Source organism: Pseudomonas fungipugnans, from assembly GCF_029955235.1.
In the GTDB taxonomy this organism is placed as follows: Bacteria; Pseudomonadota; Gammaproteobacteria; order Pseudomonadales; family Pseudomonadaceae; genus Aquipseudomonas; species Aquipseudomonas fungipugnans.
In genome coordinates, this window is record NZ_JARBWL010000002.1 from 1,954,815 (window position 1) to 1,979,733 (window position 24,919).

General features: G+C 61.0%; 24 protein-coding genes. 9 read left to right on the forward strand and 15 right to left on the reverse strand.

The window, feature by feature from the left end; all coding sequences use genetic code 11:
• Window positions 1–17 precede the first annotated feature (17 nt).
• The 4 genes from POF45_RS24020 to speB form a co-directional block, all read right to left on the reverse strand.
• Window positions 18–1,397, reverse strand: coding sequence for a sodium:solute symporter family protein (locus tag POF45_RS24020; RefSeq protein ID WP_259500584.1), 1,380 nt, complete (start codon window positions 1,395–1,397; stop codon window positions 18–20).
• A 163-nt stretch (window positions 1,398–1,560) separates the two neighbouring features.
• A complete protein-coding gene (locus tag POF45_RS24025; RefSeq protein ID WP_282316928.1) occupies window positions 1,561–3,072 on the reverse strand; it encodes a purine-cytosine permease family protein in 1,512 nt (503 codons plus the stop codon).
• A gap of 54 nt (window positions 3,073–3,126) precedes the next feature.
• Window positions 3,127–3,534, reverse strand: a complete 408-nt coding sequence (locus tag POF45_RS24030; protein WP_259500588.1) for a YybH family protein — start codon at window positions 3,532–3,534, stop codon at window positions 3,127–3,129.
• 9 nt (window positions 3,535–3,543) lie between these two features.
• Window positions 3,544–4,494, reverse strand: coding sequence for an agmatinase (speB, locus tag POF45_RS24035; RefSeq protein ID WP_259500590.1), 951 nt, complete (start codon window positions 4,492–4,494; stop codon window positions 3,544–3,546).
• Between the two features lie 356 nt (window positions 4,495–4,850).
• Here speB and POF45_RS24040 point away from each other — a divergent pair, with 356 nt between their 5' ends.
• Together POF45_RS24040 and POF45_RS24045 are read left to right on the forward strand one after the other, a co-directional pair.
• Window positions 4,851–5,744, forward strand: coding sequence for a LysR family transcriptional regulator (locus POF45_RS24040; RefSeq protein WP_259500592.1), 894 nt, complete (start codon window positions 4,851–4,853; stop codon window positions 5,742–5,744).
• 5 nt (window positions 5,745–5,749) lie between these two features.
• Complete coding sequence (locus POF45_RS24045) at window positions 5,750–6,346, forward strand: tRNA-uridine aminocarboxypropyltransferase (protein WP_282316929.1); 597 nt, start codon at window positions 5,750–5,752, stop codon at window positions 6,344–6,346.
• 123 nt (window positions 6,347–6,469) lie between these two features.
• Here POF45_RS24045 and POF45_RS24050 read toward each other — a convergent pair whose 3' ends face one another.
• Together POF45_RS24050 and POF45_RS24055 are read right to left on the reverse strand one after the other, a co-directional pair.
• Entirely contained in the window at window positions 6,470–6,865 is a 396-nt protein-coding gene (locus tag POF45_RS24050) for a YbaN family protein (protein WP_259500595.1), read from the reverse strand.
• Window positions 6,866–6,875: 10 nt separating this feature from the next.
• Window positions 6,876–7,463 (reverse strand): UPF0149 family protein, encoded by a 588-nt coding sequence (locus POF45_RS24055; RefSeq protein WP_259500597.1) that lies wholly within the window; start codon window positions 7,461–7,463, stop codon window positions 6,876–6,878.
• A gap of 331 nt (window positions 7,464–7,794) precedes the next feature.
• On the opposite strand from POF45_RS24055, the gene recQ reads away from it, so the two are divergent.
• The 3 genes from recQ to POF45_RS24070 all read left to right on the forward strand — a co-directional run bounded on the left by recQ (window position 7,795) and on the right by POF45_RS24070 (window position 12,314).
• A complete protein-coding gene (gene recQ / locus POF45_RS24060) occupies window positions 7,795–9,921 on the forward strand; it encodes a DNA helicase RecQ (RefSeq protein WP_259500599.1) in 2,127 nt (708 codons plus the stop codon).
• Window positions 9,922–10,039: 118 nt separating this feature from the next.
• Window positions 10,040–10,474, forward strand: coding sequence for a MarR family transcriptional regulator (locus tag POF45_RS24065; protein ID WP_259500601.1), 435 nt, complete (start codon window positions 10,040–10,042; stop codon window positions 10,472–10,474).
• Window positions 10,475–10,601: 127 nt separating this feature from the next.
• Window positions 10,602–12,314 carry a motility hub landmark protein FimV gene (locus tag POF45_RS24070; RefSeq protein ID WP_282316930.1) on the forward strand — a complete coding sequence of 571 codons (1,713 nt, stop codon included), beginning with the start codon at window positions 10,602–10,604 and terminating at the stop codon, window positions 12,312–12,314.
• Between the two features lie 137 nt (window positions 12,315–12,451).
• Here the strand turns inward: POF45_RS24070 and POF45_RS24075 are convergent, their stop codons facing one another.
• Window positions 12,452–14,641 carry a patatin-like phospholipase family protein gene (locus POF45_RS24075; RefSeq protein ID WP_282316931.1) on the reverse strand — a complete coding sequence of 730 codons (2,190 nt, stop codon included), beginning with the start codon at window positions 14,639–14,641 and terminating at the stop codon, window positions 12,452–12,454.
• Window positions 14,642–14,712: 71 nt separating this feature from the next.
• Between POF45_RS24075 and POF45_RS24080 the strand changes: the two genes are divergently transcribed.
• The gene (locus POF45_RS24080; protein ID WP_259500605.1) at window positions 14,713–15,000 is read left to right on the forward strand and encodes an Rdx family protein; all 288 of its coding nucleotides are present in this window, start codon (window positions 14,713–14,715) and stop codon (window positions 14,998–15,000) included.
• On the opposite strand, the gene POF45_RS24085 is transcribed toward POF45_RS24080, so the two are convergent.
• Entirely contained in the window at window positions 14,994–15,887 is an 894-nt protein-coding gene (locus POF45_RS24085; RefSeq protein WP_259500606.1) for a DMT family transporter, read from the reverse strand. The genes POF45_RS24080 and POF45_RS24085 overlap by 7 nt on opposite strands.
• Window positions 15,888–16,030: 143 nt before the next feature.
• Window positions 16,031–16,780, reverse strand: coding sequence for a helix-turn-helix transcriptional regulator (locus POF45_RS24090; protein WP_282316932.1), 750 nt, complete (start codon window positions 16,778–16,780; stop codon window positions 16,031–16,033).
• Window positions 16,781–16,956: 176 nt separating this feature from the next.
• On the opposite strand from POF45_RS24090, the gene POF45_RS24095 reads away from it, so the two are divergent.
• On the forward strand, window positions 16,957–17,772 hold the full coding sequence (locus tag POF45_RS24095) for a UDP-2,3-diacylglucosamine diphosphatase (protein WP_259500610.1): 816 nt from the start codon (window positions 16,957–16,959) through the stop codon (window positions 17,770–17,772).
• 124 nt (window positions 17,773–17,896) lie between these two features.
• On the opposite strand, the gene POF45_RS24100 is transcribed toward POF45_RS24095, so the two are convergent.
• Complete coding sequence (locus POF45_RS24100) at window positions 17,897–18,487, reverse strand: HD domain-containing protein (RefSeq protein WP_259500612.1); 591 nt, start codon at window positions 18,485–18,487, stop codon at window positions 17,897–17,899.
• Window positions 18,488–18,513: 26 nt separating this feature from the next.
• Complete coding sequence (locus POF45_RS24105) at window positions 18,514–18,825, reverse strand: Mpo1-like protein (RefSeq protein WP_259500614.1); 312 nt, start codon at window positions 18,823–18,825, stop codon at window positions 18,514–18,516.
• 159 nt (window positions 18,826–18,984) lie between these two features.
• On the opposite strand from POF45_RS24105, the gene POF45_RS24110 reads away from it, so the two are divergent.
• Window positions 18,985–20,046, forward strand: a complete 1,062-nt coding sequence (locus POF45_RS24110; RefSeq protein ID WP_259500616.1) for an AraC family transcriptional regulator — start codon at window positions 18,985–18,987, stop codon at window positions 20,044–20,046.
• Here the strand turns inward: POF45_RS24110 and POF45_RS24115 are convergent.
• The gene (locus tag POF45_RS24115; protein ID WP_259503115.1) at window positions 20,003–21,457 is read right to left on the reverse strand and encodes a TrkH family potassium uptake protein; all 1,455 of its coding nucleotides are present in this window, start codon (window positions 21,455–21,457) and stop codon (window positions 20,003–20,005) included. The genes POF45_RS24110 and POF45_RS24115 overlap by 44 nt on opposite strands.
• 121 nt (window positions 21,458–21,578) lie before the next feature.
• Here POF45_RS24115 and POF45_RS24120 point away from each other — a divergent pair, with 121 nt between their 5' ends.
• Entirely contained in the window at window positions 21,579–22,145 is a 567-nt protein-coding gene (locus POF45_RS24120; protein ID WP_282316933.1) for an NAD(P)H nitroreductase, read from the forward strand.
• 66 nt (window positions 22,146–22,211) lie between these two features.
• On the opposite strand, the gene POF45_RS24125 is transcribed toward POF45_RS24120, so the two are convergent.
• From POF45_RS24125 to POF45_RS24135, 3 genes are all read right to left on the reverse strand, one after another.
• Window positions 22,212–23,552: a sensor histidine kinase gene (locus tag POF45_RS24125; RefSeq protein WP_259500620.1), complete on the reverse strand. Its 1,341-nt coding sequence runs from the start codon at window positions 23,550–23,552 to the stop codon at window positions 22,212–22,214.
• Between the two features lie 67 nt (window positions 23,553–23,619).
• Complete coding sequence (locus POF45_RS24130) at window positions 23,620–24,063, reverse strand: LTXXQ domain protein (RefSeq protein ID WP_259500622.1); 444 nt, start codon at window positions 24,061–24,063, stop codon at window positions 23,620–23,622.
• Between the two features lie 174 nt (window positions 24,064–24,237).
• Window positions 24,238–24,915: a response regulator transcription factor gene (locus POF45_RS24135; protein WP_259500624.1), complete on the reverse strand. Its 678-nt coding sequence runs from the start codon at window positions 24,913–24,915 to the stop codon at window positions 24,238–24,240.
• Window positions 24,916–24,919 lie beyond the last annotated feature (4 nt).

Here is a 24,919-nt window from a genome sequence, read left to right on the forward strand (position 1 = left end):
AAGTCGTTGTGTTCAGCTTAGATCGCACTGGCCACCGGGGCAGGGCGACGGGACAGCAAGCTCACCAGCACAAAACTCACCAGGCCCACACCCAGGCTGTAGTAGATCGGGGTGTTGGCGTCCAGACCGTCCTTGACCATGAACACCAGCGCCGTGGCAAAGCCCAGGCCCATGCTGGCGATGGCGCCGGAGGTGGTCGCACGCTTCCAGAAAATCGCACCCATCAGCGGGATCAGCATGCCGCCCACCAACAGGTTATAGGCCAGGGTCAGGGCGCTAATCACGTCATTCACGATCAGTGCGATACCCAGCACGGCGATACCGGTCAGCAGGGTGAACAGACGGTTGATGGACAGGCTCGACGGTTTGCCGCCGCGCAGTTTCGGCAGCAGGTCTTCGGTCAGGGTGGTAGAAGCAGCCAACAGGCCAGCGCTGGCGGTGGACATCATGGCGGCCAGGGCGGCAGCGATCACCAGACCACGGATGCCATCCGGCAGCGACAGTTTGACGATGGCGGCAAAGGCGTTGTTGACGTTGTCCAGGTTGGGGATCAGCACGTGTGCAGCCATGCCGATCAGTGCGCAGGCCAGGCCGTAGAGAATGCAGTAGAGCCCGGCGAAGGTGCCGGCGTATTGCGCGACTTTGGCGGTCTTGACGGTGAAGACACGTTGCCAGATGTCCTGACCGATCAGGATGCCGAAGAAGTAGATCATGAAGTAGGTGATGATGGTGTCCCAACCGATGGCGGTGAAGCTGAAGTTGGACGCCGGCAGTTTCAGCACCAGTTCATCCCAGCCGCCGACGCGGTACAGGCAGATCGGCAGCAGGATGAACATCAGGCCCACGGTCTTGATCACGAACTGGACGATGTCGGTCAGGGTCAGCGACCACATGCCGCCGATGGTCGAATACACCACCACCACGCCGCCACCGAGCAGTACCGACATCCAGAACGGCAGGCCGAACAGCACTTGCAGCACGGTGCCGATGGCCAGGATCGACGTCACGCCGATCATCAGCGCGTAGGCCAGCATGATCGCCGCGCTCGCCGAGCGGGCCATCGGGTTGTAGCGCTTTTCCAGCACTTGGGTCACGGTGTAGATCTTCAGTTTCAGCAGCGGTTTGGCGAGGAACAGATTCAGCGCCACGATCCCGCAGCCCAATGCCGCGCACAACCAGAAACCGGAAATGCCATGGACGTAGCCCAGGCGCACGGTGCCGACGGTGGACGCGCCGCCCAGTACCGTGGCGGCCATGGTGCCCATGTACAGGGTCGGGCCGAGGTTACGACCGGCGACCAGGTAGTCTTCGTTGGTTTTGGCCTTGCGCATGCCGTAATAGCCGAGCACGAGCATCGCGGCGGCGTAGATGAGGACGACGAATAAATCCAGTGCCATGGTGGCGTGTCTCCGATTGTATTTTTTATGGTGAAACAAAGGTCGTGCTTCGCGGCGCCCGCTGTGGGAGCGAGCCTGCTCGCGAAAGCGTTCTGTCGGTCACATCCATGTTGGATGTACCGCCGTCTTCGCGAGCAGGCTCGCTCCCACAGGTTGATCAGTGTCAGGCGGGCTGGCGTAGTTCAGGCTTTGCCGTGGTGTTGTTGCCCTGGCTACGAACATCCTGCGGCCCGAACACCGCTGCCGGCTCCGGGAACAGACTCAGCAGCGCCAGGTACACCAGCGAAGCGAGGCCCAGCGTCACCGGCAGGCTGATGTCGATACCGCCCGCCAGATTGCCCAGCACCCCGACAAACTGCCCCGGCAAGTTCACAAAACACAGGCCGACCGCCGCGCTCGGAATCCAGGCACCGAGACCACGCCAGTTCCAGCCGTGAGTGAACCAGTAGCGGCCACCTTTTTCGCCACGGGTGAACACTTGCAAGTCATCCGGGCAGTAGAAACCGCGACGCACCAGCAGGCCGATGATCATGATCACCATCCAGGGCGTGGTGCAGGTGATGATCAGCACGGCGAAGGTCGACACGCTCTGCACCAGGTTCGCCGCAAAGCGCCCGATGAAGATGAAGGCAATCGACATCACCCCGATCAGCAACGTCGCCTTGACCCGCGACAACACCCGTGGAAACACGCTGGACATGTCCAGCCCGGTGCCATACAGCGAGGTGGTGCCGGTGGACATGCCGCCGATCACCGCAATAAGGCACACCGGCAGGAAGAACCAGTTCGGCGACACCGCGAGCAAACCACCGACATAGTTGTTGGCCGCGATGTAGTCCGGCGCCTTGATCGCCACGATGGTGGCGGTCGCGAGACCGAACAGGAACGGGATGAACGTGGCGATCTGCGACAGCACCACCGCCGCCATGATCCTGCCCTTGGAGGTGTCGCGAGGGATGTAGCGCGACCAGTCACCAAGGAACGCACCAAAGGAAATCGGGTTGCTCATCGCCACCAGTGCCGCGCCGATGAAGGCTGCCCAGAAACCCGGCTGGCCCATGCTCACGGTGCCGGCGTAGTTCACATCGAAGGGACCGGCGAAGGCGAAGACGCCCAGCATGAACAACAGGCTGGCGCTCCACACCGCGATCTTGTTGACCCACAGCAGGAAGCGGAAACCGTAGATACACACGGTCAATACCAGGATCGCGAACAGGCCGTAGGCCAGGCCCAGGGTCAGGTCGGTTTCCGGCAGGCCGATCAGGCGTTTGGCGCCACCGATCAACGCGTCACCCGAACTCCACACCGAGAGCGAGAAGAACGCGATAGCGGTCAGCAGCGACAGAAATGAACCGACAATCCGCCCGTGGACACCGAAGTGCGCACCGGAAGACACGGCGTTGTTGGTGCCATTGAGCGGGCCGAACAGGCCCATCGGCGCAAGGATCAACGAACCGAGTAAAACGCCCAGCACGATTGCCCAGACGCCGGCCTGAAAAGACAGACCGAACAGCACCGGGAAACTGCCGAGTACGGCGGTGGCGAAGGTGTTCGAACCACCGAAGATCATCCGGAACAAGTCCGTCGGGCCTGCGGTGCGTTCGTTGTCCGGGATCTGCTCGACCCCATGGGTTTCTATTTGCGTAAGGCTTTGGTCATTGTTGTTGTTATTCATGATCAGCTCCGATCATAAAGGCGCGCTCATCGTGTGTGAGCGTCACCTGTTTGGCTAAGGGGATGGCAGCCCTTCCGGCATTGCGGACAAATGTTCATGACAGGCCAGCCATAGGCCTTGTTGTTGTTTGCGAAAGACGATGGTCTCGCGCTCCTGGCTAAGGTGAAGCTCCCCTTGCATGCGCAGCTCGGTGGCCACGTCATGGATGAAAATCGCCACGTCCCCTTGCAAGCTGACGAAGGCGTTGCTCGAGGTGCAAGACAGCACCTGGAAGCCATCCTCGGATCGCCAGTGGTCCCACAACGCCTGATAGGCATCGCGTGACAGCAGCGGCTGTTCGAGGGTGTAGAACACAAAGCTGGCATCAACGCTGAAGGCGCCGAAATAAGCGTCGCGGTCATTGCGGGCAAAGGCCGACACCAGTTCGGCGGCGGCATTGAGTACCTGATCACGTTCGTTCATGACCGATCCTCAGCGATGGGCTACGCCAGGCAGTACGCAGAGCATTTCGTACAACAGGTTGGCGCCCAGCAGCGAGGTGTTGCCGGTGGTGTCGTACGGCGGCGAGACTTCTACCAGATCGCAACCGATCAGGTCGAGACCCTGGCAGCCACGCACGATCTCAATCGCCTGAATGGTCGTCAGGCCGCCGATTTCCGGGGTGCCGGTGCCTGGCGCCCAAGCCGGATCGATGCCGTCGATGTCGAAACTCAGGTACACCGGACCGCCGCCGACTTTCTCGCGAACTTCGGCCATCAATGGCGCCAGGGATTTGTGCCAGCACTCTTCGGCCTGCACCACGCGAAACCCCTGTTTACGGCTCCAGTTGAAGTCTTCAGCGGTGTAGCCCTGTGCCCGCAGGCCAATTTGCACCACGCGGTCGCAGTCCAGAAGCCCTTCTTCAACGGCGCGACGAAAGGTGGTGCCGTGGGCGATTTTCTCGCCAAACATGTGATCGTTGACATCGGCGTGGGCGTCGATGTGCACCAGGCCAACCTTGCCGTACTTTTTATGGATGGCACGCAGGATCGGCAGGGTGATGGTGTGGTCGCCGCCCAGGGTCAGCGGGATCACGTTGTGTTCAAGGATTTCGTCGTAGGACTCTTCGATGATCCGCACGGCGTCCAGCAGGTTGAAGGTGTTGATCGCCACGTCGCCGATGTCGGCAACCGACAGCGAGTCGAACGGGGCGGCGCCGGTGGCCATGTTGTACGGGCGGATCATCACCGATTCGGCGCGAATCTCACGGGGCCCGAAGCGCGTGCCGGGGCGCAGCGAAGTACCAATGTCCAGCGGCACGCCAACGAAGGCAGCGTCCAGGCCGGCAGCGGTTGGCAAATGGGGGAGTCGCATCATGGTGGCGATGCCGCCGAAGCGCGGCATTTCGTTGCCGCCCAGTGGTTGGTGAAGAATCTTGTCCACGGGTAAGGCCTCATCGTCGTTGTTTTATTTATGTCGGTCACGCCAAACCAAAAAGGTTCGGGCACCGCTGGGGGCCGATTCTGCGAAATGCAGTGGGCGAGAAGAATCGCTGCGGGCAAATACTTAGTTCAGATTTTTCTAAACTAATGGCGGGGGTGGCGATAGACTTCTGCCCACACGCAGAACCCTGTGGCGAGGGAGCTTGCTCGCGCTTGGGCGCGAAGTGGCCCCGAAACCATTCAGCTCAATGTGTCAGGCACTCCACGTCGGCAGATTTGCGACTGCTGCGCAGCCGAGCGGGAGCAAGCTCCCTCGCCACAAAATCAACAGGCATGACCTTGCGATCGGAGTACCCCATGGCCAACGCTTTACCCGACCTGAAACTATTGCGCATCTTCGTCAGCGTGGTCCGGCATCAGGGGTTCGCCAACGCTCAGCACGAGCTCAACCTCTCTACCTCGGCCATCAGCACCTACATGAGCCAGCTTGAATCGGCGCTCGGCCTGGTGCTGTGCCATCGCGGTCGCGGTGGTTTCAGCCTGACCAGCAAGGGCGAACTGTTCCATCAGGAAACCCTGCGCCTGCTCGGTGAACTTGAAGGCTTCGAACAATACGCCGCCGCGCTCAAGGGCGAATTGCGCGGTACGTTGAACCTCGGCGTCATCGACTCTACCGTCAGCGACAAGGCCTTGCCGTTCGCCGAAGCCATCGGCGCCTACAGCCAGGAACACCCGGCGGTGCATCTGCACCTGTCAGTCATGAGCCCTTATGAGCTGCAACTCGGCGTGCAGGACAACCGTCTCGACCTGGCCATCGGCGCGTTTTCCACGCGCATGAGCGGGCTGGTGTACATGCCGCTGTACCGCGAACAGCACTGGCTGTATTGCAGCAGCCGCCACCCGCTGTTCACCGAAAGGCGTATTCCCGAGCAGGTCATCACCCAGCAGCGCATGGTCGGTCGCGGCTACTGGAGCCAGGCCGAGCTGGCGCGTCACGGTTTCAAACACAGCGCCGCTACGGTGGAAAGTATGGAAGCGCAGTTGATTCTGGTGCTGTCCGGTGCCTACATCGGCTACCTGCCCGAGCACTACGCTCAGGCGTGGGCCGACAAAGGTGATTTGCGCGTGCTGCTGCCGGCGACCTTCGGTTATCAGGCGCCGTTTTCGATGATCGTGCGTCGGGGCCGCAGCCGTGAACCGTTGATCCAGACTTTCCGTGATTTGCTCAAAGCACAGCTCAATCAGGCTTGAAAAACATGTCCAGAATCCAGTGCCAGCGTTGCATGCGTCCGCAAACTCATTGCCTGTGTCCGCTGATCCCGAGCCTCGACAGCCGCACCCGGGTGTTGCTGTTACAGCACCCGAGCGAGGTGAACCACGCGCTGAACACCGCACGCTTGGCGGCGTTAGGGCTCAACAATGCCGAGTTGATCGTGGGTGAGGTGTTCGACGATTTACCGGCACTGTTGAACCGCCCAGGTTATCAGGCACGCCTGTTATTTCCTGGTGACGACGCGCAACCGATGCAGGCCTATTGTGAAATCGATGAGCCGCTGTTGCTGGTCGTCCCGGACGGCACCTGGCGCAAGGCACGCAAGATGCTGCACCTCAACCCGTTGCTGGCCGCGTTGCCGAGGGTGACGCTGGCGGGGGGCGGCGTGTCCCGCTATCGATTGCGCAAGGCGCCGGGGCCGGGTGCGTTGTCGACGGTGGAGGCGATCGTGCAGGCATTGCAGACCCTGGAAACGCCGACCTCGTTCGAGCCGCTACTGAGACCGTTCGAGGCGTTGATCGAGGGGCAGATTGCGGCGATGGGGGAGGAGGTTTTTTTGCGTAATCACGGGCCGAAATAATGGATGCCCGTGAGGGCCCTTTCGCGAGCAGGCAGAACGATCACCGTAAATCCAGGCAAGAATTAGCTTTTCCGCATCGCCTCAGTCAGCGCCAGTACCGTCCTAACGGAAACTCCTGGCGATTCAAGACCTGCGCAAAGTCTTCTGCCGAAAAATATAAACCGTCACCAACACCGCACTGGTCAACATGAATCCCCGCGCCCAGGGCAACGGCACCAGATAGCAGGAAAATCCGATGCTCGCCCACATCAAACCGATGGCGTAGACCTTGGCCTTGAGAGGGATGCCATTGCCGTCCAGATAGTCGCGAATCCACGGCCCAAGCCGCGGGTGCGTCACCAGCCATTGGTAGAAGCGCGGCGAACTGCGGGCAAAGCAGGCGGCCGCCAGCAGCAGGAAGGGAGTGGTGGGCAGTACTGGCAGGAAAATCCCGATCACCCCCAACGCCACGCTCAGCCAGCCGATGGCCAGCAGCACGTAGCGCAGGAGCAGGGGGCGGTTGCCTATGGAGTGGTCCATAGGCAAGACCTTAGTGGTGACGTGGTTTGAGGATCGCCGGCTTTTCGTCTGGTGCGTTGCACAGCAGGTACAAGGCAGTCAGGGCTTCCGGGATCTGCACGATCATGTCGTCCATCAGGTTGGCGTCGGCCGCGATGTCCGAGAACTCAGGCTGTTCGTCGAACAGACCGGAACCGACCATGATCGGCAGCAGCATTTCGCTGACTTCGTCTTCGGCGGTTTCGAACCATGCTTCTTCGCGCAGGAACACGCCTTCCATGAAACCGATGCACCAGCCGCGCAGGTCGGAGTCGTCCGGTTCTTCGCCCAGGTCCAGGTCGCAAGGAAGCTCGAACTCTTCATCGGAGGCCAGTTGGCGCGCGATGTGAGCCTTGAGGGCCAGCAGGGTGGATTCGATCGCTTCACGCTCGGTGTCGTCGGCGTAATGCGGCTCTTCGGCGAAGAGCGCGTCGATCCATTCGCGATCAGGAACGGTTTCGGAGCAGATCGACAACGCGGTGAGGTAGCCGTGGGCGGCCACGTAGTCCAGCGCCTCGTCATGCAGCTCGTCGGCGTCGAGGAAGACTTGCAGGCGGGTTAGTTGCTCAGCGAAGGACATTAAAGGGCTACCTTGGGAAAATAAACAGATGCGCGAATTCTAGGCCTTCTTGAGCGCTCAGGCCAGCCGCGCGGCATATTTGCGCCATTGTAGCCTTGTGCAACAGCACAATCGCTCCCACAGGTTCTGTATTGCATTGGCCCTCGTATGTCTTATCAGCGGCACCCCTTGCCGGGGAGGGGTCGGGTATACTCCCGCGTTTTGTGATGCCCTGCTGGCGTCATGGCTGAGATGTGACGCGTCATGCAATGTGCACTTACGATTTGTCAGTGCAGCGTGCATGGTTCTGAACCAGCCTTGCAGGGATGTTTCGGTGATTTTTGGAGTTTTTATGCTCGAACAGGCTCAACGCGTCCTCAAGGACATCTTCGGCTACGACAGTTTTCGTGGCCGTCAGGGTGCAATCATTGAGCGCGTGGCCAATGGCGGCGACGCCCTGGTACTGATGCCGACCGGTGGCGGCAAGTCCCTGTGCTTCCAGGTTCCGGCGCTGCTGCGTGAAGGCCTGGCGGTGGTGGTATCACCGTTGATCGCCTTGATGGACGACCAGGTTGCGACCCTTGAAGAACTGGGCGTCGCCGCCGCAGCGCTGAACTCGACATTGAGCGCCGAACAGCAACGCGACCTCGCCGCCCGGATCAAGCGCGGCGAAGTGAAAATGCTCTACCTGGCGCCCGAGCGCCTGGTGCAGCCGCGCATGCTGGCCTTCCTGCAGAGCCTGGACATTGCCCTGTTCGCCATCGATGAAGCCCACTGCGTGTCGCAATGGGGCCACGATTTTCGCCGTGAATACCTGCAACTCGGGCAGTTGGCGGAGTTGTTCCCCAACGTCCCGCGCATCGCCCTGACCGCCACGGCCGACAAGCGTACCCGCGAAGAAATCGTCGACCGCCTGCATTTGCAGAACGCCGAGCGCTTCCTGTCAAGCTTCGACCGTCCGAACATTTTCTACCGCATCGTGCCCAAGGAGCAGCCGCGCAAGCAGTTGCTGGCGTTCCTGGCCGAGCGACGCAGCGATGCCGGCATCGTCTATTGCCTGTCGCGCAAAAAAGTCGATGAAGTGGCGGTGTTTCTCAGCGAGCAGGGTTTCCCGGCGTTGCCGTACCACGCCGGCCTGCCCAACGAGACCCGGGCTCACCACCAGAAGCGCTTCCTCAATGAGGAAGGCCTGATCATGGTCGCTACCGTGGCGTTCGGCATGGGCATCGACAAGCCCAACGTGCGCTTCGTCGCGCACCTGGATTTGCCGAAATCCCTTGAGGCGTACTACCAGGAAACCGGTCGTGGTGGCCGTGACGGCTTGCCGGCGGACGCCTGGATGGCCTACGGCCTGCAAGACGTGGTGATGCTCAAGCAGATGCTGCAAAACTCTGAAGGTGACGAGCGGCACAAGCGTCTGGAGCAGCACAAGCTCGACGCCATGCTCTCGCTCTGCGAAGAAACCCGCTGCCGTCGCCAGACGTTGCTGGCGTACTTCGACGAAGACATGCCCCAGCCATGCGGCCATTGCGACAACTGCGTCGATGGCGTGCAGACCTGGGACGCCACCGAGCCGGCCCGGCAGGCGCTGTCGGCAATCTACCGCACTGGCCAGCGCTACGGGGTCGGCCATCTGGTGGACGTGTTGCTGGGCAAGGACAACGAAAAAATCCGCAGCTTCGGCCACCAGCACCTGTCGGTGTATGGCGTCGGCAAGGCGCTGGGGGAGAGTGAGTGGCGCTCGTTGTTCCGTCAATTGGTTGCGCGCGGTCTGGCGGACATCGACCTCGAAGGTTATGGCGGTCTGCGTCTGAGTGACACCTGCCGGCCGCTGCTCAAGGGTGAAGTGACCCTGGAACTGCGTCGCGATCTCAAGCCGCAAACCACTGCGAAAAGCAGCAAGAGCCAAGCCAGCCAGCTGGTGCGTGGCGAAGAGCGCGAACAGTGGGAAGCCCTGCGCGCCCTGCGGCGCAAGCTTGCCGAAGAGCATGGCGTGCCACCGTACGTCATCTTTCCCGACTCCACGCTCCTGGAAATGCTTCGCAGCCAGCCAACGTCGCTGGCCGAAATGGCCACGGTCAGCGGTGTCGGCGCGCGCAAGCTGGAGCGTTATGGCGAGGCCTTCCTCGAAGTACTCGGCGGTCAGGTCGAGGCGCCGAAAGTGGTGGCCGACGTGCGCCACGAACTCATCACCCTGGCCCGCGCCGGCATGACCCCATTGCAGATTGCCGGTCAACTGCAATGCTCGGAAAAGAACGTCTACACCATGCTCGCCGAGGCGATCGGCAAGCAGCAGTTGTCACTGGAACAAGCACTGGACCTGCCGGAAGACCTGATGGGCGAAGTGCAGGACGCGTTCCTCGATGGCGAAGGCGAGCTGCCAGCCGTGGCCGAGATTGCCGCCCTGTTTGCCGGTCGGGTGCCAGAAGGGGTTCTGTACTGCGTGCGCGCGGCGCTGCAATCGGAATTCGAGATGTGAGTGACGTGGCGCAAGGATGTAACGATTCAGTGCCGGGCCACGCTTGCCTACAGCCGAAGCTCATGCTTAGCTGACTAATAATTAGTTTTATCTATTTCAGCCTAACCATGAGTGTTTTATGCCGTTAACCGATCAACACCGCTTTGGCATGCAACTGGCCCAGATGTCTCGCGGCTGGCGTGCCGAGCTGGACCGCCGTCTGGCCGGCCTCGGCCTGTCCCAGGCGCGCTGGCTGGTGCTGCTGCACCTGGCCCGTTTCGAAGACGCACCAACCCAGCGTGAGCTGGCGCAAAGCGTCGGCGTCGAAGGCCCGACGCTGGCCCGTCTGCTCGACAGTCTGGAAGGCCAGGGCCTGGTGTTGCGCCAGGCCGTGGTGGAAGACCGCCGAGCCAAGAAAATCGTCCTCTGCGCCCCGGCGCTTCCGTTGATCGAACAAATTGAAACCATTGCCACCCAGCTGCGTCATGAGTTGTTCCAGGGCGTTGATGAGGCGGATTTGAAGGTGTGCATGCGTGTTCATGGGCACATTCTGGGCAATCTGGAAAAATCTTGAGGCACAACCACGGCGCAGTCTTTTGAGATAACGCCCTGGGCAGACTATAAGAACTAGTACGCAATAACGTGTTCGTACCGGATGTGCGAACACGAACAGGTTGGTTCTGGTTATCTAAGGGATGCTCATGCTCGAGAGTTGGCAGGTGGTTTTACGGTGTTGCACCCGGTGGCTGCTGGTCGGTGGTGCCTTCACCTACTCGGCATTGGCGCCTGCCCTGGGCCTGGGTGATATCACCCCGCACTCGGCGTTGAACCAGCCGTTCAGCGCCGATATTGCGCTGGTGGATGCCGCGGGTCTGGGGGAGGGCGACCTGTCGGTCAGCCTGGCGTCGGCCGATGAGTTCAGTCGTGCAGGTGTCGAGCGGCTGTTCTTTCTCAATAATCTCAAGTTCACCCCGATCCTGCGCGGCAACCGCCAGATGATCCGGGTGACCTCCAGTAAACCGGTCACTGAACCCTTTCTGAATTTCCTGGTGCAGCTCAATCAGCCGAACGGGCGTTTGTTGCGCGAGTACACGGTGCTGATCGACCCGCCCGGCTCGCCGGGGATTGTGCCTGCCACCGACGAACCGACAGCGCGTTCCGATCTATCGCCGTTCCCGGCTGTTGAGCCCGCGACAGCGTCATCACCCAATCCTCAAGGCAAGCGCGACGCTTCCGCGCCCGCGGCGAATGCCGCACCGTCGGCTACCGCTGCGGTCAATGACGAGGTGGCTGAGCAACTGGCTGCCAGCGTTCTGCAAAACCAGCAATTGCAAAAAACTATCGATGATTTGAATGCCCGGCTGTTGGCCCGGGACGCACAGATTGCCGACGGCAAAAAGCAGGTTGGCGAACTGCAAACCCGTCTTGCCGAACTCCAGCAGCCACCTGCCGCACCGGTTGTCGTAGCGCCGGCTCCGATCGTGGTCGAGCCGCAGGAGAGCAGCAACTGGCTGTTGATCACGGGCCTGTTGGCGCTGGCGTTACTGGCCCTGGGGTGGCTGTTCGTGCGCTGGCGTCAGCAGGGGCTGGCTCCATCCGAAGCGCCGCCGGTGTCGGCGTCGCGACATGAGCCGGTGCTTGATCAACCTCCCGCACCGCCCGGCGTGGTGCGATCCATCCCGCTGCAGCGTGATGATTCACCTGCCGGTGATGTGCTGGAAGGCGTGGGCATTTATCTGGCTTACGGCCGGTTTTCCGAAGCGGCCGGTCTGCTGCGCGAGGCGTTGACCAAGGAGCCACAACGCACCGATCTGGCCCTTCAACTGTTGGACGTGCTGGGCAAGCAGGGCGATGTGTCGGCGTATGAGGCGCAGGAAAACAGTCTGCGGGTGGCCGGGTTCGATCCGCAGCAGCTTCATGACATTCGAAATCGTTACCCGAAGATGGAAAGTGCGGCGCCGCCGGTGGCAGCCGTTCCTCCCGTAATCGTTGCGTCTGCCGAGACGCCGACATCAGGGGCCGATGAGTTCCAGTTGAATCTGGACGAATTGTCCATGGATTCCAGCTGGGACTTGGTCAGCCCCACCCAGGAAACGGCCTCGACCCCGAAGCCGGTATTCACCTCGAGTTTGCATGTGTTACCCGAGGCGTCCGACGAGCCCGATCTGGAGTGGCTTGATGACCCTCAGGCCCCAATGCTGGATGACGCTTTTCTCGATGAGTTCAGCGAGCCGAATCAGCCTCTGGCGCCGGAGCCTCATAAGCCAGACAACGCCGGCAAACTGGAACAGGCCCAGACCTGCATCGATGATGGTGATCTGGACAGCGCCATCGAACTGCTCAACCAGTTGCTCAAGGAAGGCGACGAACCGCTCAAGCAAACGGCCCGCAATTTACTGGCCGGAATCCGATAGTCCGATCACGACAATCCTCTGCGGGAGCGGGCTTGCTCCGGGCGGCGTTCCGACGAAAGCGGTGTGTCATTCAGCAGTGATGTCAACTGACACAGCGCCTTTGCGACCGCAGCTCCCACGGGCAATTGGTGCTTCTACTAGAACGTCTGCCCCAGATTCAGATAAACCGCCTGCTCGTCCGCATCGTTAAAGCCATAGCTGAAGTTCAGCGGCCCCAGCGGCGTGTTGAAGCCGATGAACACGCTGGCGGCATTGATGTAGCCGCTGTCGAATTCATTGTCGTTGTTCCACGCCCGGCCTCGCTCAAGAGAGCCGCCGATGTACAGCGGGAAGTCCAGTGGCAGGTAGGAGCGCGGCGTCAGGCGGCGGTAGTAGACGCCGCGCATGAGGCTGATGTTCTGTCCGGAAATTGCATCCTCGCGAAAGCCCGACAACTGCCGCGCACCGCCCAACAGGAAGCTGGAGGTCACCACATTGGCATTGTCCAGGGTGCGGCCGTAGCGTCCGCCGAGGATGAACGTGTTCGGGCCGCTGCTCAGCGCCTTGTCCAGTTTGAACTCCCACTGTCGGTAACGAGTGTCCGAGCCCAGCCCTGGTTCGAACTCGCGCAAGGCCAGACCGATGTCTTCGCCGGTATGCGGGAAATACACGTTATCCAGTGAGTCGAACGAATATTTGAGCTGATAGAAGCCCTCGTTGAAGCTCTCGCTGGGCAGGTTCTGATCGCCGATGCGCACGTCGGCCTTGCCCCAGGCTTCGCCGACGCCAAAGCGGATCTCGCCGCTGTTACCGATCTGCCGGCCCACGTTGAGTCCGAACCCGTAACGTTCGACGCGGTACTGGGCGATGGGGTCGTTGTCCAGAATCGACTCGACGTTTTGTGCTTCAAACGAGGCATAAGGCGCGATGAAATAGCGTGATCCAACGTCAAGCGGCTGATAAAACTCGCTATACAGCTCTTGCTTGTCGCCGATTTGCGCCCGAGTCAGCCATTCGGCGCCAAGGTGGTTGATGCCGTTCACCCGGTAACTGGCGCCGAGGTTGAAGGCGCTGTCGCCACGCATGTCGTCCGAGAGATTCAGCCCCACCCGCAAGTAGTCGGTGCCGCTGCGCTTGCCACGAGCGGTGATGACCAGTGTGTGATTCTCGCCTTTGTGTACGACGCGATATTGCACCTGCTCAAAGTAATCCAGGCCGTACAAGGTGCCCATGTCGGTTTGCAGGCGACCGAGGTCCAGCGGTTCGCCGACGTTTTGCCGGATGTAGTAGCGGATCACGTCGTCGCCGACTTTCGAATTGTTCTCCACCTTGATTGCGGTAATGATCGGTGTGCGCTGACTCGGCGCCCGTGCGGCCGTCAGTTCTTCGTCTTGCGCACGCGTGGGCTTGAGGCGTGCCAGACGTGCCTCGAGAATCTTTGTGGCACGGTAGCCGGCATCGATCATTTCCTGCGCCCGCCCGAAGTCGGTCGCGCCGAAGCTTGCCAGCGATGGCTGGATCAGCACATCGTCCTTGTGCAGTGCTGCCAGTTGTTCTTCGGAATTGCGCCGGGTCATCAGGGTGATGGACTGGTTCAACACATCAATCACGGTAGTCAGCTGTTTGCGGCTGCGCAGCGGGGTGCCGATATCGACCACGATGGCGACATCGACGCCCATCTCCCGTGCCACGTCCAGCGGGATGTTGTCGGTCATGCCGCCGTCCACCAGCAGGCGGCCGTCCAGTTCGACTGGAGCGAACACCGCCGGGATCGACATGCTGGCGCGGATCACCTGAGGCAGATGGCCTTTGCGAAACACCACTTTTTCGCCACTGGCGATGTCGGTGGCCACGGCGCGGAACGGTATCGGCAGTTTGTCGAAATCGCGGGTGTCACTGGCGTGGGCGAGCAGGCTTTCCAGCAGCAGCGCCAGGTTCTGCCCTTGAATCACCCCCAGCGGCAGGCCCAGGCTGCCGTCATCGCGGAAGCTGAGTTTCTGTTTCACCAGGAAATCCCGGTCATCCTGCTTGCGCCGGAACGGCACGTCTTCGCGGGGCGGAGCATCGGACAACGCCTGCTGCCAGTCGATGTTGAGTGCGAGTTTTTCCAGCTCATCGATCTTGTAGCCAGAGGCGTACAGGCCGCCAACCACCGCGCCCATGCTGGTACCGGCAATCGCATCGATCTTGATGCCTTGTTCTTCGAGGGCCTTGAGTACGCCGATGTGTGCCAGGCCGCGGGCGGCGCCACCGGACAGCACCAGGCCGATTTTCGGCCGGGGCGCATCGGTGGCGTATACGATCAAGGGAAAGAGGCAAAGCAGCAGACAGGACAACAAACGGCGCATCTTGGATCTCGGGGCGAACGATAAAGGCAGCTATTATAGCGGCGCTGTCTAGCTCAGGAGTTCCAGCAATCATGTCCATGCATAAACCGGAAATCGTCATCACCTATTGCACGCAATGCCAGTGGCTGTTGCGCGCCGCCTGGCTGGCTCAGGAGCTGCTCAGCACCTTTGGCGATGATTTGGGCAAAGTCTCGCTGGTGCCCGGCACCGGTGGAGTCTTCCATATTTTTTGTGACGAGGTGCAAATCTGGGAGCGAAAGGCCGATGGCGGTTTCCCCGAGGCCAAGGTATTGAAGCAGCGGGTCCGGGATCAGATCGACCCGGACCGCGACTTGGGGCACAACGACCGCACTCAGTGAGACGCGGCCTCGGCGGCTACGGTCTTCTTGCTGACGCCGCCCGATAGCCAACTGGAAACGACGATGGCGACGATGATCAACACGCCGCCGATCAACATGCGCGGCGTCGGATTTTCATTGAACAGCAACCAGGCAACGGTGATGCCGTAAACCGGTTCCAGGGCAAACACCACGGCGGCCGTCCTGGCCTTGATCACCGCCAGGCTGGCGACGAAGAGGCTATGAGCCAGGCCGGTGCAGAACACGCCGAGCAGGCCGATCCACAGCCAGTCGAGGGCGCGTACTTCACTTAGCTGTGGCGCCGCCACCGGCAGCAGGCACAGCGCCACCACCACGTTCTGACACAACGCGGCCTGCACCGGCGCGATGCGTGCGGAACTGGCGCGGTTCGTCAGCGATAACAGCGCAAACAGCAACCCGGAGCCCACGGCCCACAGCAGGCCAATGGTTGCACCACTGGCCAGATCGAACGCCGGGGTGACCAGCACCAGACCGATGCTGACCAGCACCACCAGCAGGATTTCATTGGCGCGAATACGTTCGCGGAAGATCAGCCCTTCGAGGATCACGGTAAATGCCGGGAAACTGGCGAACCCCAGGGTCGCAATCGCCACACCCGCAACCTTGACCGCAATGAAGAAACTCACCCAGTGCCCGGCCAGCAGCAAGCCGCTGAGCAGCAGGCGGCGCCAGTCCACGGCCTCAAGTTTTTGCCAGCGGGTGTTGCTGGCGAAGCGGGTGAAAAACGCCAGGGCCAGCACCGCGAATGCAGCCCGGCCGAAAACGATAACGGCGGGCGAGGCGGCGGCGAGTTTGCCGAACACGCCGGTCAGGCCAAACATCAGTGCGCCGATATGCAGGGCGCCAAGGGCGGTACGGGGAGTCATTGCAGTCCTTGATAACAAACGAACATTGGGTCGTGCATTGAATCGCGCTACGGCATGCCGTGTCTGTCGGCAGACTATCGACTTTTGTCGTAAGACTCGCACCTGATGCCACACCGCAATCCCACAGGTTTTGTATTCAGGCTTTAACTTGCGCGCCGCAATTCGCCAGGCGTCGAACCAAACTCGCGCAAGACCGCCGCCGCAAACGCACTCTGCGAGCCATAACCGACCCGACTGGCGATCTCGCCGATGGGAAGTGCCGATTCACGCAACAGATTCACCGCGATGTGCAATCGGCGGCTGCGAATATAGTCCATCGGCGTCTGCCCGCACTCGGCCACAAACCGTGCGTGCAAGCGGGCGCTGGACAGGCCGGCGAGGCGCGCCAGATCCGCCACTTGCAGCGGGTAGGCGGCGTATTGATCGATGTGCGCATTCAGTGCCGCGTACGGCAGGCGCCGTCCACCGATGAGGTCAGGCTTGATGTTGTTGAGGCTGGCCAACAACAACACCGCACCTTGCCGGGCGATCAGTGGGTCATCGACCTGACTGCCCGCCAGCCAACTGACCAGCTGACTCTGCCCGGCGTCCAGCGGCAACCGGCCAGCCGTATCGAGCAAGCGCCGACTGGCATCGGCGTGTTCGCCAAGCGACTCGCTCACCCACTGGTCACTCGGCACGTCCAGCACCAGGCAGCGACTGCCGTTGGCGCTGCCACAAGCATGGTGAAAACCCGAGGGCACCACGACAAAACTCTGCTGCACCACCTGACTGCCACGACCGTCGACCTCGAAATCCAGCGCGCCCGAGAGCCCGAACACCAGTTGGGCGTGGTCATGGCTGTGGACGATCAGGTCGTTGCTGTATTGGCGCAGCGTGAGGATCGGTCTCATCGCGGTCTCCCGGGCAAGGCTCATGGGGCGCGAGCAAGCCCGCTCCCCCAGGTAACTGGGTTGCCAGTCTACACCGGGTCGGCGATGGCTCGCGCTGTCACGGGATTGACTCGCCACTGTCATGGGCAATTAACCGGCCCGGCGCAAGCTTGTAAAAACATCGCAGAGGGTCGCCCATGACCAGCGCCGAGCTCGCCAAACCCAGTCGTAAGCAACGTGTGCGGACCTTGTGGATTTCTGATGTGCATCTGGGCACGCGGGATTGTCAGGCCGAACACCTGTCGCAGTTTCTCAAGGGGTATCACGCTGACAAGATCTACCTGGTGGGCGACATCATCGACGGCTGGAAACTGCGCGGCGGCATGTACTGGCCCCAGGCGCACACCAACGTGATCCGCCGTTTGCTGACCATGAGCAAACGCGGCACCGAGGTGATTTATGTCACCGGCAACCACGACGAATTCCTGCGCCGCTATTCGAAACTGATTCTGGGCAATATCCAGTTGGTGGACGAAGCCGTGCACGTAACCGCCGATGGACGACACCTGCTGGTGATCCACGGCGACCAGTTCGACGTGATCACCCGGTACCACCGCTGGCTGGCGTTTCTCGGTGACTCGGCCTACGAATTCACCCTGACCCTCAACCGCTGGCTCAACCACTGGCGCGCTCGTTATGGCTACGGCTACTGGTCGCTGTCGGCCTACCTCAAGCACAAGGTGAAAACTGCCGTCAGCTTCATCAGCGATTTCGAAGAAGCCATTGCCCATGAGTGCGTCAAACGCGGGTTGCACGGCGTGGTGTGCGGGCACATTCACCATGCCGAGATTCGCAAGGTGGGCGAGGTGGACTACCTCAACTGTGGCGATTGGGTGGAGTCATGCACGGCGCTGATCGAGCATTGGGACGGGTCGATCGAGTTGTATCGACTGGCCGATGCTCAGGCGCGGGAGGCTGAGTTGAAGGCGGTGAAGGTCGTTGAGCCTGCATAAACTTTCAGAGGTGTTCTGACTGGACTGGCCTCTTCGCGAGCAGGCTCGCTCCCACAGTGGATTGGTGGTGACCGCCGATCTTGTGTCCGGCTCAAAACCTTGTGGGAGCGGGCCCCGGCGACCATCAGGCTGGCGCGTGTTGTTCCATTGCCGCCTTGTAGATCGAGTTCTTCGGCCGGGCAAACAGCCGTTCCATCATCGGCTCGAAGAAACTCAGCGGCAGATGCTCATAAGCCGGATCAAACGCCGCCGCATCATATTTCGCACAAAACTCGATGGTCGCCTGGTACTGCGGATGCCCGCTGAATTGCTCGCGCAAGTGCCGGTCCATGCCCAGGTGATGAAAGAAGTAATACCCCTGAAAGACCCCGTGTTTTTCCACCATCCACAGATTCTCGGCGCTGACGAAGGGCTTGAGAATCGCCGCAGCAATATCCGGATGGTTATAGGAGCCCAGGGTGTCGCCGATGTCATGGAGCAGGGCGCAGACCACGTATTCCTCGTCGCGGCCATCGTGAAAGGCACGAGTGGCGGTTTGCAGGGAATGGGTCAGACGGTCTACCGGGAAGCCGCCAAAATCTCCCTCCAGCAGTTTCAGGTGCGCCGCGATCCGTGTCGGCAATTGTCTGGCGTAAGCACTGAAGTCGGCGGCGATGATCGCCCAGTCTTCCTGCGTGCCGTCCTGCATGTGGGTGAAACGGGCGTTGGCGTTCATCGGCTATCCTTTTTTGCTAACGGCGCCTAGAACGGCACGCGGCCCAGAATCATGTCGCGGTACATGACGAAATCGCCGAGCAGGCTATAAAGTGGATGCTGAAAAGTGGCTGGGCGATTCTTCTCGAAGAAGAAATGCCCGACCCAGGCGAAGCTGTAACCGGCCAGCGGCAGGGCCACCAGAAGCAGCCATGCGCCTCTGCCAACGGTCATTGCCAAAATAAAGATCACGAGTGTGGTGCCAATAAAATGCAGGCGACGGCAGGTGCTGTTGCTGTGTTCACTGAGGTAATACGGGTAGAACTCGGCGAAGCTGTTGAAACGCTTGATGTTTTCCACGACTGCGATCTCTGTGGTTATTGTTCTGATGGCAAGTTGTTCTGCGCGTAGGTTATTTAAGTCTAGAGTGGATATTGGCGTCAGCCAGTGACAATAGGCGCCACTTTAGTATCCTTCGGTAATGGGTCGTGGTCTGCGGCCATCATGTCAGTAAACGCCATGAGCGAACGAACGACTTCTGCAAGCTGGGCGATGGGGATTGTCAAAGCACTGGAAATGGACGGCCTGGATTGCCGGGTTCTGTTCAAGCAACTGGGGCTCGACTACGCGGCGCTGGATGATCCGGATGCGCGTTTCCCGCAAGACTCAATGACGCGACTGTGGCAGCGTGCGGTCGAGCTGTCCGGCAACCCGGCCATCGGTCTGAACATGGGCAAGGTGGTTCGACCGGCGTCGTTCCATGTGGCGGGTTATGCCTTGATGTCCAGCCAGACCCTGGCCGAGGGTTTTCAGCGACTGGTGCGCTATCAGCGGATCATCGCTGAAAGTGCCGACCTGAGTTTTCGCCTGCTGGACGAAGGCTATGCACTGATTCTGACCGTGCATGGCGATCACCTTCCGCCGACCCGGCAAAGTGCCGAGGCGTCACTCGCTTGTGCCCTGGCCCTGTGCGGCTGGTTGACCGGACGGACGCTGCAACCGCGCAAGGTGCTGTTTCAGGGTGATGAACCGGCGGATTTGCAACCTTATAAACTGGCCTTCCATGCGCCGCTGGTGTTCAACGCACCCTATGACGCGCTGATGTTCGAACGCGCCGATATGGAGGCGCCACTGCCCACCGCCAATGAGGCCATGGCGTTGCTGCATGACCGGTTTGCCGGGGAATACCTGGCGCGATTCTCGGAAAGCCGGGTCACCCACAAGGCCCGGCAGGTGCTCTGCCGTTTGCTGCCCCAGGGCGAGCCCAAGCGCGATACCGTGGCGCAGACCCTGCACCTGTCGCAACGCACCCTGCAACGGCGGTTGCAGGAAGAGGGCACCAGTTTTCAAACGTTGCTTGATGACACTCGCCGGGAGCTGGCCGAGCAGTACCTGGCACAGCCGAACATGACTTTGCTGGAAATCGCCTACCTGTTGGGATTTGCTGACCCGAGTAACTTCTTCCGCGCTTTCCGCCGCTGGTTCGACACCACTCCCGGCGAATACCGGGTGCGACTTCTACAGGCGCCAGCGCTGATCAATGGCGCCAGAACGCCGGAATACACAGAACAAACACGGTAATGATTTCCAGTCGGCCCAGCAGCATGCCGAACGAGAGAATCCACTTGGCCGCGTCCGGCAGCGTCGAGAAGTTGCCCGCCGGGCCGATGGTTTCACCCAGGCCCGGACCAACGCCGGACACGGTACTGGCTGCGCCGGTCAGCGCCGTCATCCAGTCCAGCCCCAGTAGCGACAGCATCAGCGCAATCACACAGATGGTGATGGCGAAGAAAAACGAAAACGTCAGGATCGAACGCACGATCTCTTCGTCGAGGCGGTGGCCGTTGTACTTCTGCTTGATCACTGCACGGGGGTGGATCAACTGGTTAAGGTTGGCCTTGAGCAGGATGTAGGCGACCTGGAAGCGGAAAATCTTGATGCCGCCAGCGGTCGAGCCGGAACATCCCCCCACAAAGCCCAGATAAAAGAACAGCATCAGCGAGAAGTTGCCCCAGATGCTGTAGTCCCCTAGTGCAAACCCGGTGGTGGTCACCACCGAAGTCACGTTCACCGCCACATGCCGCAATGCCTCGAACCAGTGCAGGTCGGTGGTCCACCAATACCAGGTGCCCAGCACCAGCCACGTCACCAGCAACATGCCGAGCAGGCCCTGAACCTGCTGATCCTTGATCAGCGCACGACGGTTGCCGCGCAGGGTAGCCACGTACAGGGTGAACGGCAGGCTGCCGAGGATCATTACCACCACGGCGACCCAGTGCACCGCCGGTTGTTTCCAGTGGGCCAGGGATTCGTCGGAGGTCGAAAAACCGCCGGTGGAGATCGCCGACATCGCATGGTTGATCGCATCGAACAGGTTCATCCCGGCCCACCAGAACGCCAGGCTGCCGAGAATGGTGATGCCGACATAGGCGGCCACGATCAAGCGCGCCACCATGTGGGAGCGGGGCATGACTTTTTCCGAGCGGTCCGAGGACTCGGTCTGGAACAGGCGCATGCCGCCGATGCGCAGCAAGGGCAAAATCGCCACCGCCATGCCGATAAAGCCGATGCCGCCCAACCAGTGCAGCAGTGAGCGCCATATCAGGATGCCCGGGGACATGGTGTCCAGGCCGCTGAGTACGGTGGAGCCGGTGGCGGTGATGCCGGACATGCTTTCGAAAAACGAGTCGGTGTAACTGATGTGCTGGGTCAGCAGGAACGGCAGCGCGGCGAAGATGCACACCACCAGCCAGCTGCTGACCGTCAGCAGGTACATGTCTCGCGGGCGCAGGTGAATGTGCTCGGGCCGACCGGGAATCACTAGCGCGAGCCCGGCGACAAAGGTAATCATGCTGGCCCAGAGGAACGACGGCAGGTCGCTGGTGCGCTCGAAAACCACCAGCGTGGCCATGGGCACGACCATGGCGATGGCCAGGGTAATCAGGAAGATGCCGATGATGAAACCAATGATCCGTAAGGTCGGCAACGCCATGAAGTCCGCTCGGGCTGTGGTGGGCAAGGGCGCCATTCTACCTGCGAGGTCTGCCATGTAAACCGGCACTCCCGAGGGGATCCCGCTAGAATAGCCAAACATTTTTTACAGGAGGTGACTGATGCAGGCTCTCGACGTTTTGCTCAACCGTGTTTCCGTTCCGCGGCTGCTGGACCCGGCGCCGACTGCCGAGCAACGGCAAGCCCTGTTTGCCGCCGCGATGCGCGCACCGGATCATGGCCATTTGCAGCCGTGGCGTTTCCTGACCGTTGAAGGCGCGGCGCGCGAGCAAATGGGCGAGCTGCTGGCCGAAGCGGCAAAGCTGCAAGACAGCGACGTGGCCGAGGCGGCGCTGGGCAAGGCGCGGAACGGCCCGTTGCGAGCGCCGCTGGTGGTCGTGGTAATCGCCAGGTTGCAGGATCACGTCAAGTATCCGAAGTCCGAGCAGTTGCTGGCAGCGGGTTGCGCGGCTCACGGGATTTTGCTGGCGGCTTATGCACAGGGTATTGGCGCGGTGTGGCGTACGGGTGAGCTGGCTTATTCGGCGCATGTGGCCAAAGGTTTGGGGCTTGCGGAAGGGGAAGAGGTGATTGCGTTCCTTTATCTCGGCACGCCGCTGAAAGAGCCACGGATTGCAGAGAAAGTCGACCTCGCCGAGTTCGTCAGCGCCTGGCCCGGTAAAGCCTGACACCACAAATCCCTTATGGGAGCGAGCCTACTCGCTCCCACATTGGATTGTGGTGGTGACAGCGTTTCAGGGTTGAACAACAGCCCCCGGCACCAGCGGCAACTCCAGACTCGCAATAAACCCGCCCTGCGGATGATTGGCCAGTACCAGACTGCCGCCATGGCGCTCTGCTGCGCGGCGCGCAATCGCCAGGCCCAGACCATGCCCGGCCGCCGTCTGGCCCGGTGCCCGGTAGAACGGCTCGCCCAACTGACTCAAAGACCCGGCTTCGACCCCCGGTCCATGGTCGCGCACACTGACCACGATCCGCTCGCCTTGCAGCGCCGCTTGCATCTCGATCGGCTGGCCTACCGGGTTGAACCGCTGCGCATTGCGCAACAGATTGTCCACGGCGCGTTCGATCATGGTCGGCCAGCCTTTGAGGTTCAGCGGTTGCTCGGCCTCCAGACGCACGGTTTGATCCGGGGAACCAAGCTGTGCATCTTTTTGCAAGGTTGAGAGCAAGGCATTGAGGTCCACTTCTTCGGCACTGGCGTTGTCGGCGTCGACCCGCGCCAACACCAGAATTTCGCTGATCAGCGCTTCCAGACGATCACACTCGCGGGTCAGGCGCGGCCAGAGTTTTTGTCGTTCCTCAGGGTTGGCTCGCTCGGCCAGCGCCAGGGCGATACGTAGCCGGGCGAGGGGCGAGCGCAGCTCATGGGAAACGTCCCGCAACAATTGCCGCTGGCTGCCGATCAAGCTTTGCAGGCGAGCGCCCATGCGGTTGAAATCGTTGGCCAGCACACCGAATTCATCGCGGCGGTTCGCCAGTTTCACCAGGCTGTTTTGCTGATAGGTGGTTTGCCCAAGATCATGCACGGCACCACGCAAACGGCTGAGGGGGCGAGTGATCGAGAGTGTCACCAGCAGGCTGAACAAGGTCAGCACCACCAGCGCAATCCCAAGGGCACTGAGCGGCCAGAGCAGGCTGTCGCGATGCCATGAGTCCAGTTCCGGGTGCGGTATGCGGTAGATCAGCAGGTAAGTGTTGCCGGTTTTCTCGCTGGTGTACTCGGCGGTCAGGCGACGCCAGGGTAAACGATGATCATCGTCATTCTGTCGCGCTTCGAAGGCGGCCGCACGGCGCGGGAATGTGCCACGCACTACCGGGTCGCCACTTTCGTTGAGCACCTGAACGTCGATGTGATATTGGCGTTTGCGCTGTTCAAGGATGTTCTGGGCGGCCTCTTCGCCCTGGGCCTCGTAGGTTTGCGTCCACTCTTCAGCCAGGGTGTTGAGCCCCGGATGATGGCTGAGAATCCAGGCGTCCTGGTTGAGCATATGCCCGAGCAAAATGGACAGCCCTGCAACCAGAGCGATAGCCAACCAGAAGCTGGCCAGAATACGCCAGAACAATGAGCGCACAGAAAATCCTCAAACAAAGAAAGCCCAACGGCGATTAACCGTTGGGCTGGAACGTAACGCTAGAACATTATTGCGCTTTTTGCGGTTGTTGCGCTTTCCAGGCCTTGAATTCGGCCCATTCGGCACGACGCTCAGCCTGTTTTTTCTGGATCGCGTCGAACGTTTTTTGCTGATCCGGCTTGAGCACTGCACGAATGTCAGCCTGGGTTTTCTGGCGACCGGCAGCCATTTGATCTTTCAGCGCTTGCTGATCGGCTGGCGACAGTTTCTGCAAGTATTGCTGCACCAGCTCTTTGCGGGCGTGCATCTGGCCGCCAATCAGTTTGCGGATCTGCTCGCGCTGTTCGCGGCTCAGGTCCAGCTTGCTGTAAGGGCCTTTGCCGTGCATTTGATGGCCGCCCCAATGTTGGCCGCCTTCAGGGCCACCCATCGGGCCACCACCTTCAGGCATGGCCATGGCGACGGTGGGCAGGGCGGCGGCGAACATCAGAGCGATAAGGGTCTTGCGCATGGTGAATCTCCTTGTCTCGTTCCCGGTACGTTCCGGATGAGTACAGATTACGGAGATCAAGGTCAGCGGCGGTCAGCGGAGCGTAAAGCTTGGGTAAAGACGGTTTTGAGCGATCCTGACAAATCACGCTATCGACGACAACACACGGCCCCCTTTAGGAGATGCCGTGTGTAGTCAGAGGCTGTAATAGTACCCGCGACTGCGTAGCGCAATGATGCGTGGCCGGCCATCGGGGTGTGGACCGATTTTCTTGCGCAGATTGCTGACGTGCATGTCCAGGCTGCGGTCGTACAGGGTCAGTTTGCGGCCGAGGGCGATCTGGGCCAGTTCCTGTTTGTCCAGCGGCTCGCCCGGTTGCTTGAGCAAGGCCTCGAGCAGGCGGCTTTCGGAAACGGTGAGGGTGTATTCCTGTTCGTCGATGCTGACCACGCCACGCACCGGGCTGAAACACAGGTCGCCCAGTTCCAGCTGGCTGGAGGCGGCTGCCGGATGGCTGCGGCGCAATACGGCACGCAGGCGGGCGGTCAGTTCCCGTGGATCGCAGGGTTTGGCCAGGTAATCGTCGGCACCGAGTTCCAGGCCCAGGATACGGTCCAGCGGCTCGCCACGTGCCGAGAGCATCAGCACCGGCAGGTCCGGGTGGTCGGCGCGCAGTTGCTTGAGCAGTTCCAGGCCGCTGCCATCGGGCAGCATCACGTCCAGCACCACGGCGGCCGGCGATGTCTCGGCCAGCGCCCGGCGGGCACTCTGGCCGTCATGGCAGGCATGCACCACAAAGCCTTCCTGGCTCAACCAACTGCTCAGGAGCTCGCACAGCTCCTGGTCATCATCAATTAGTAACAGCTCGCTCATGACT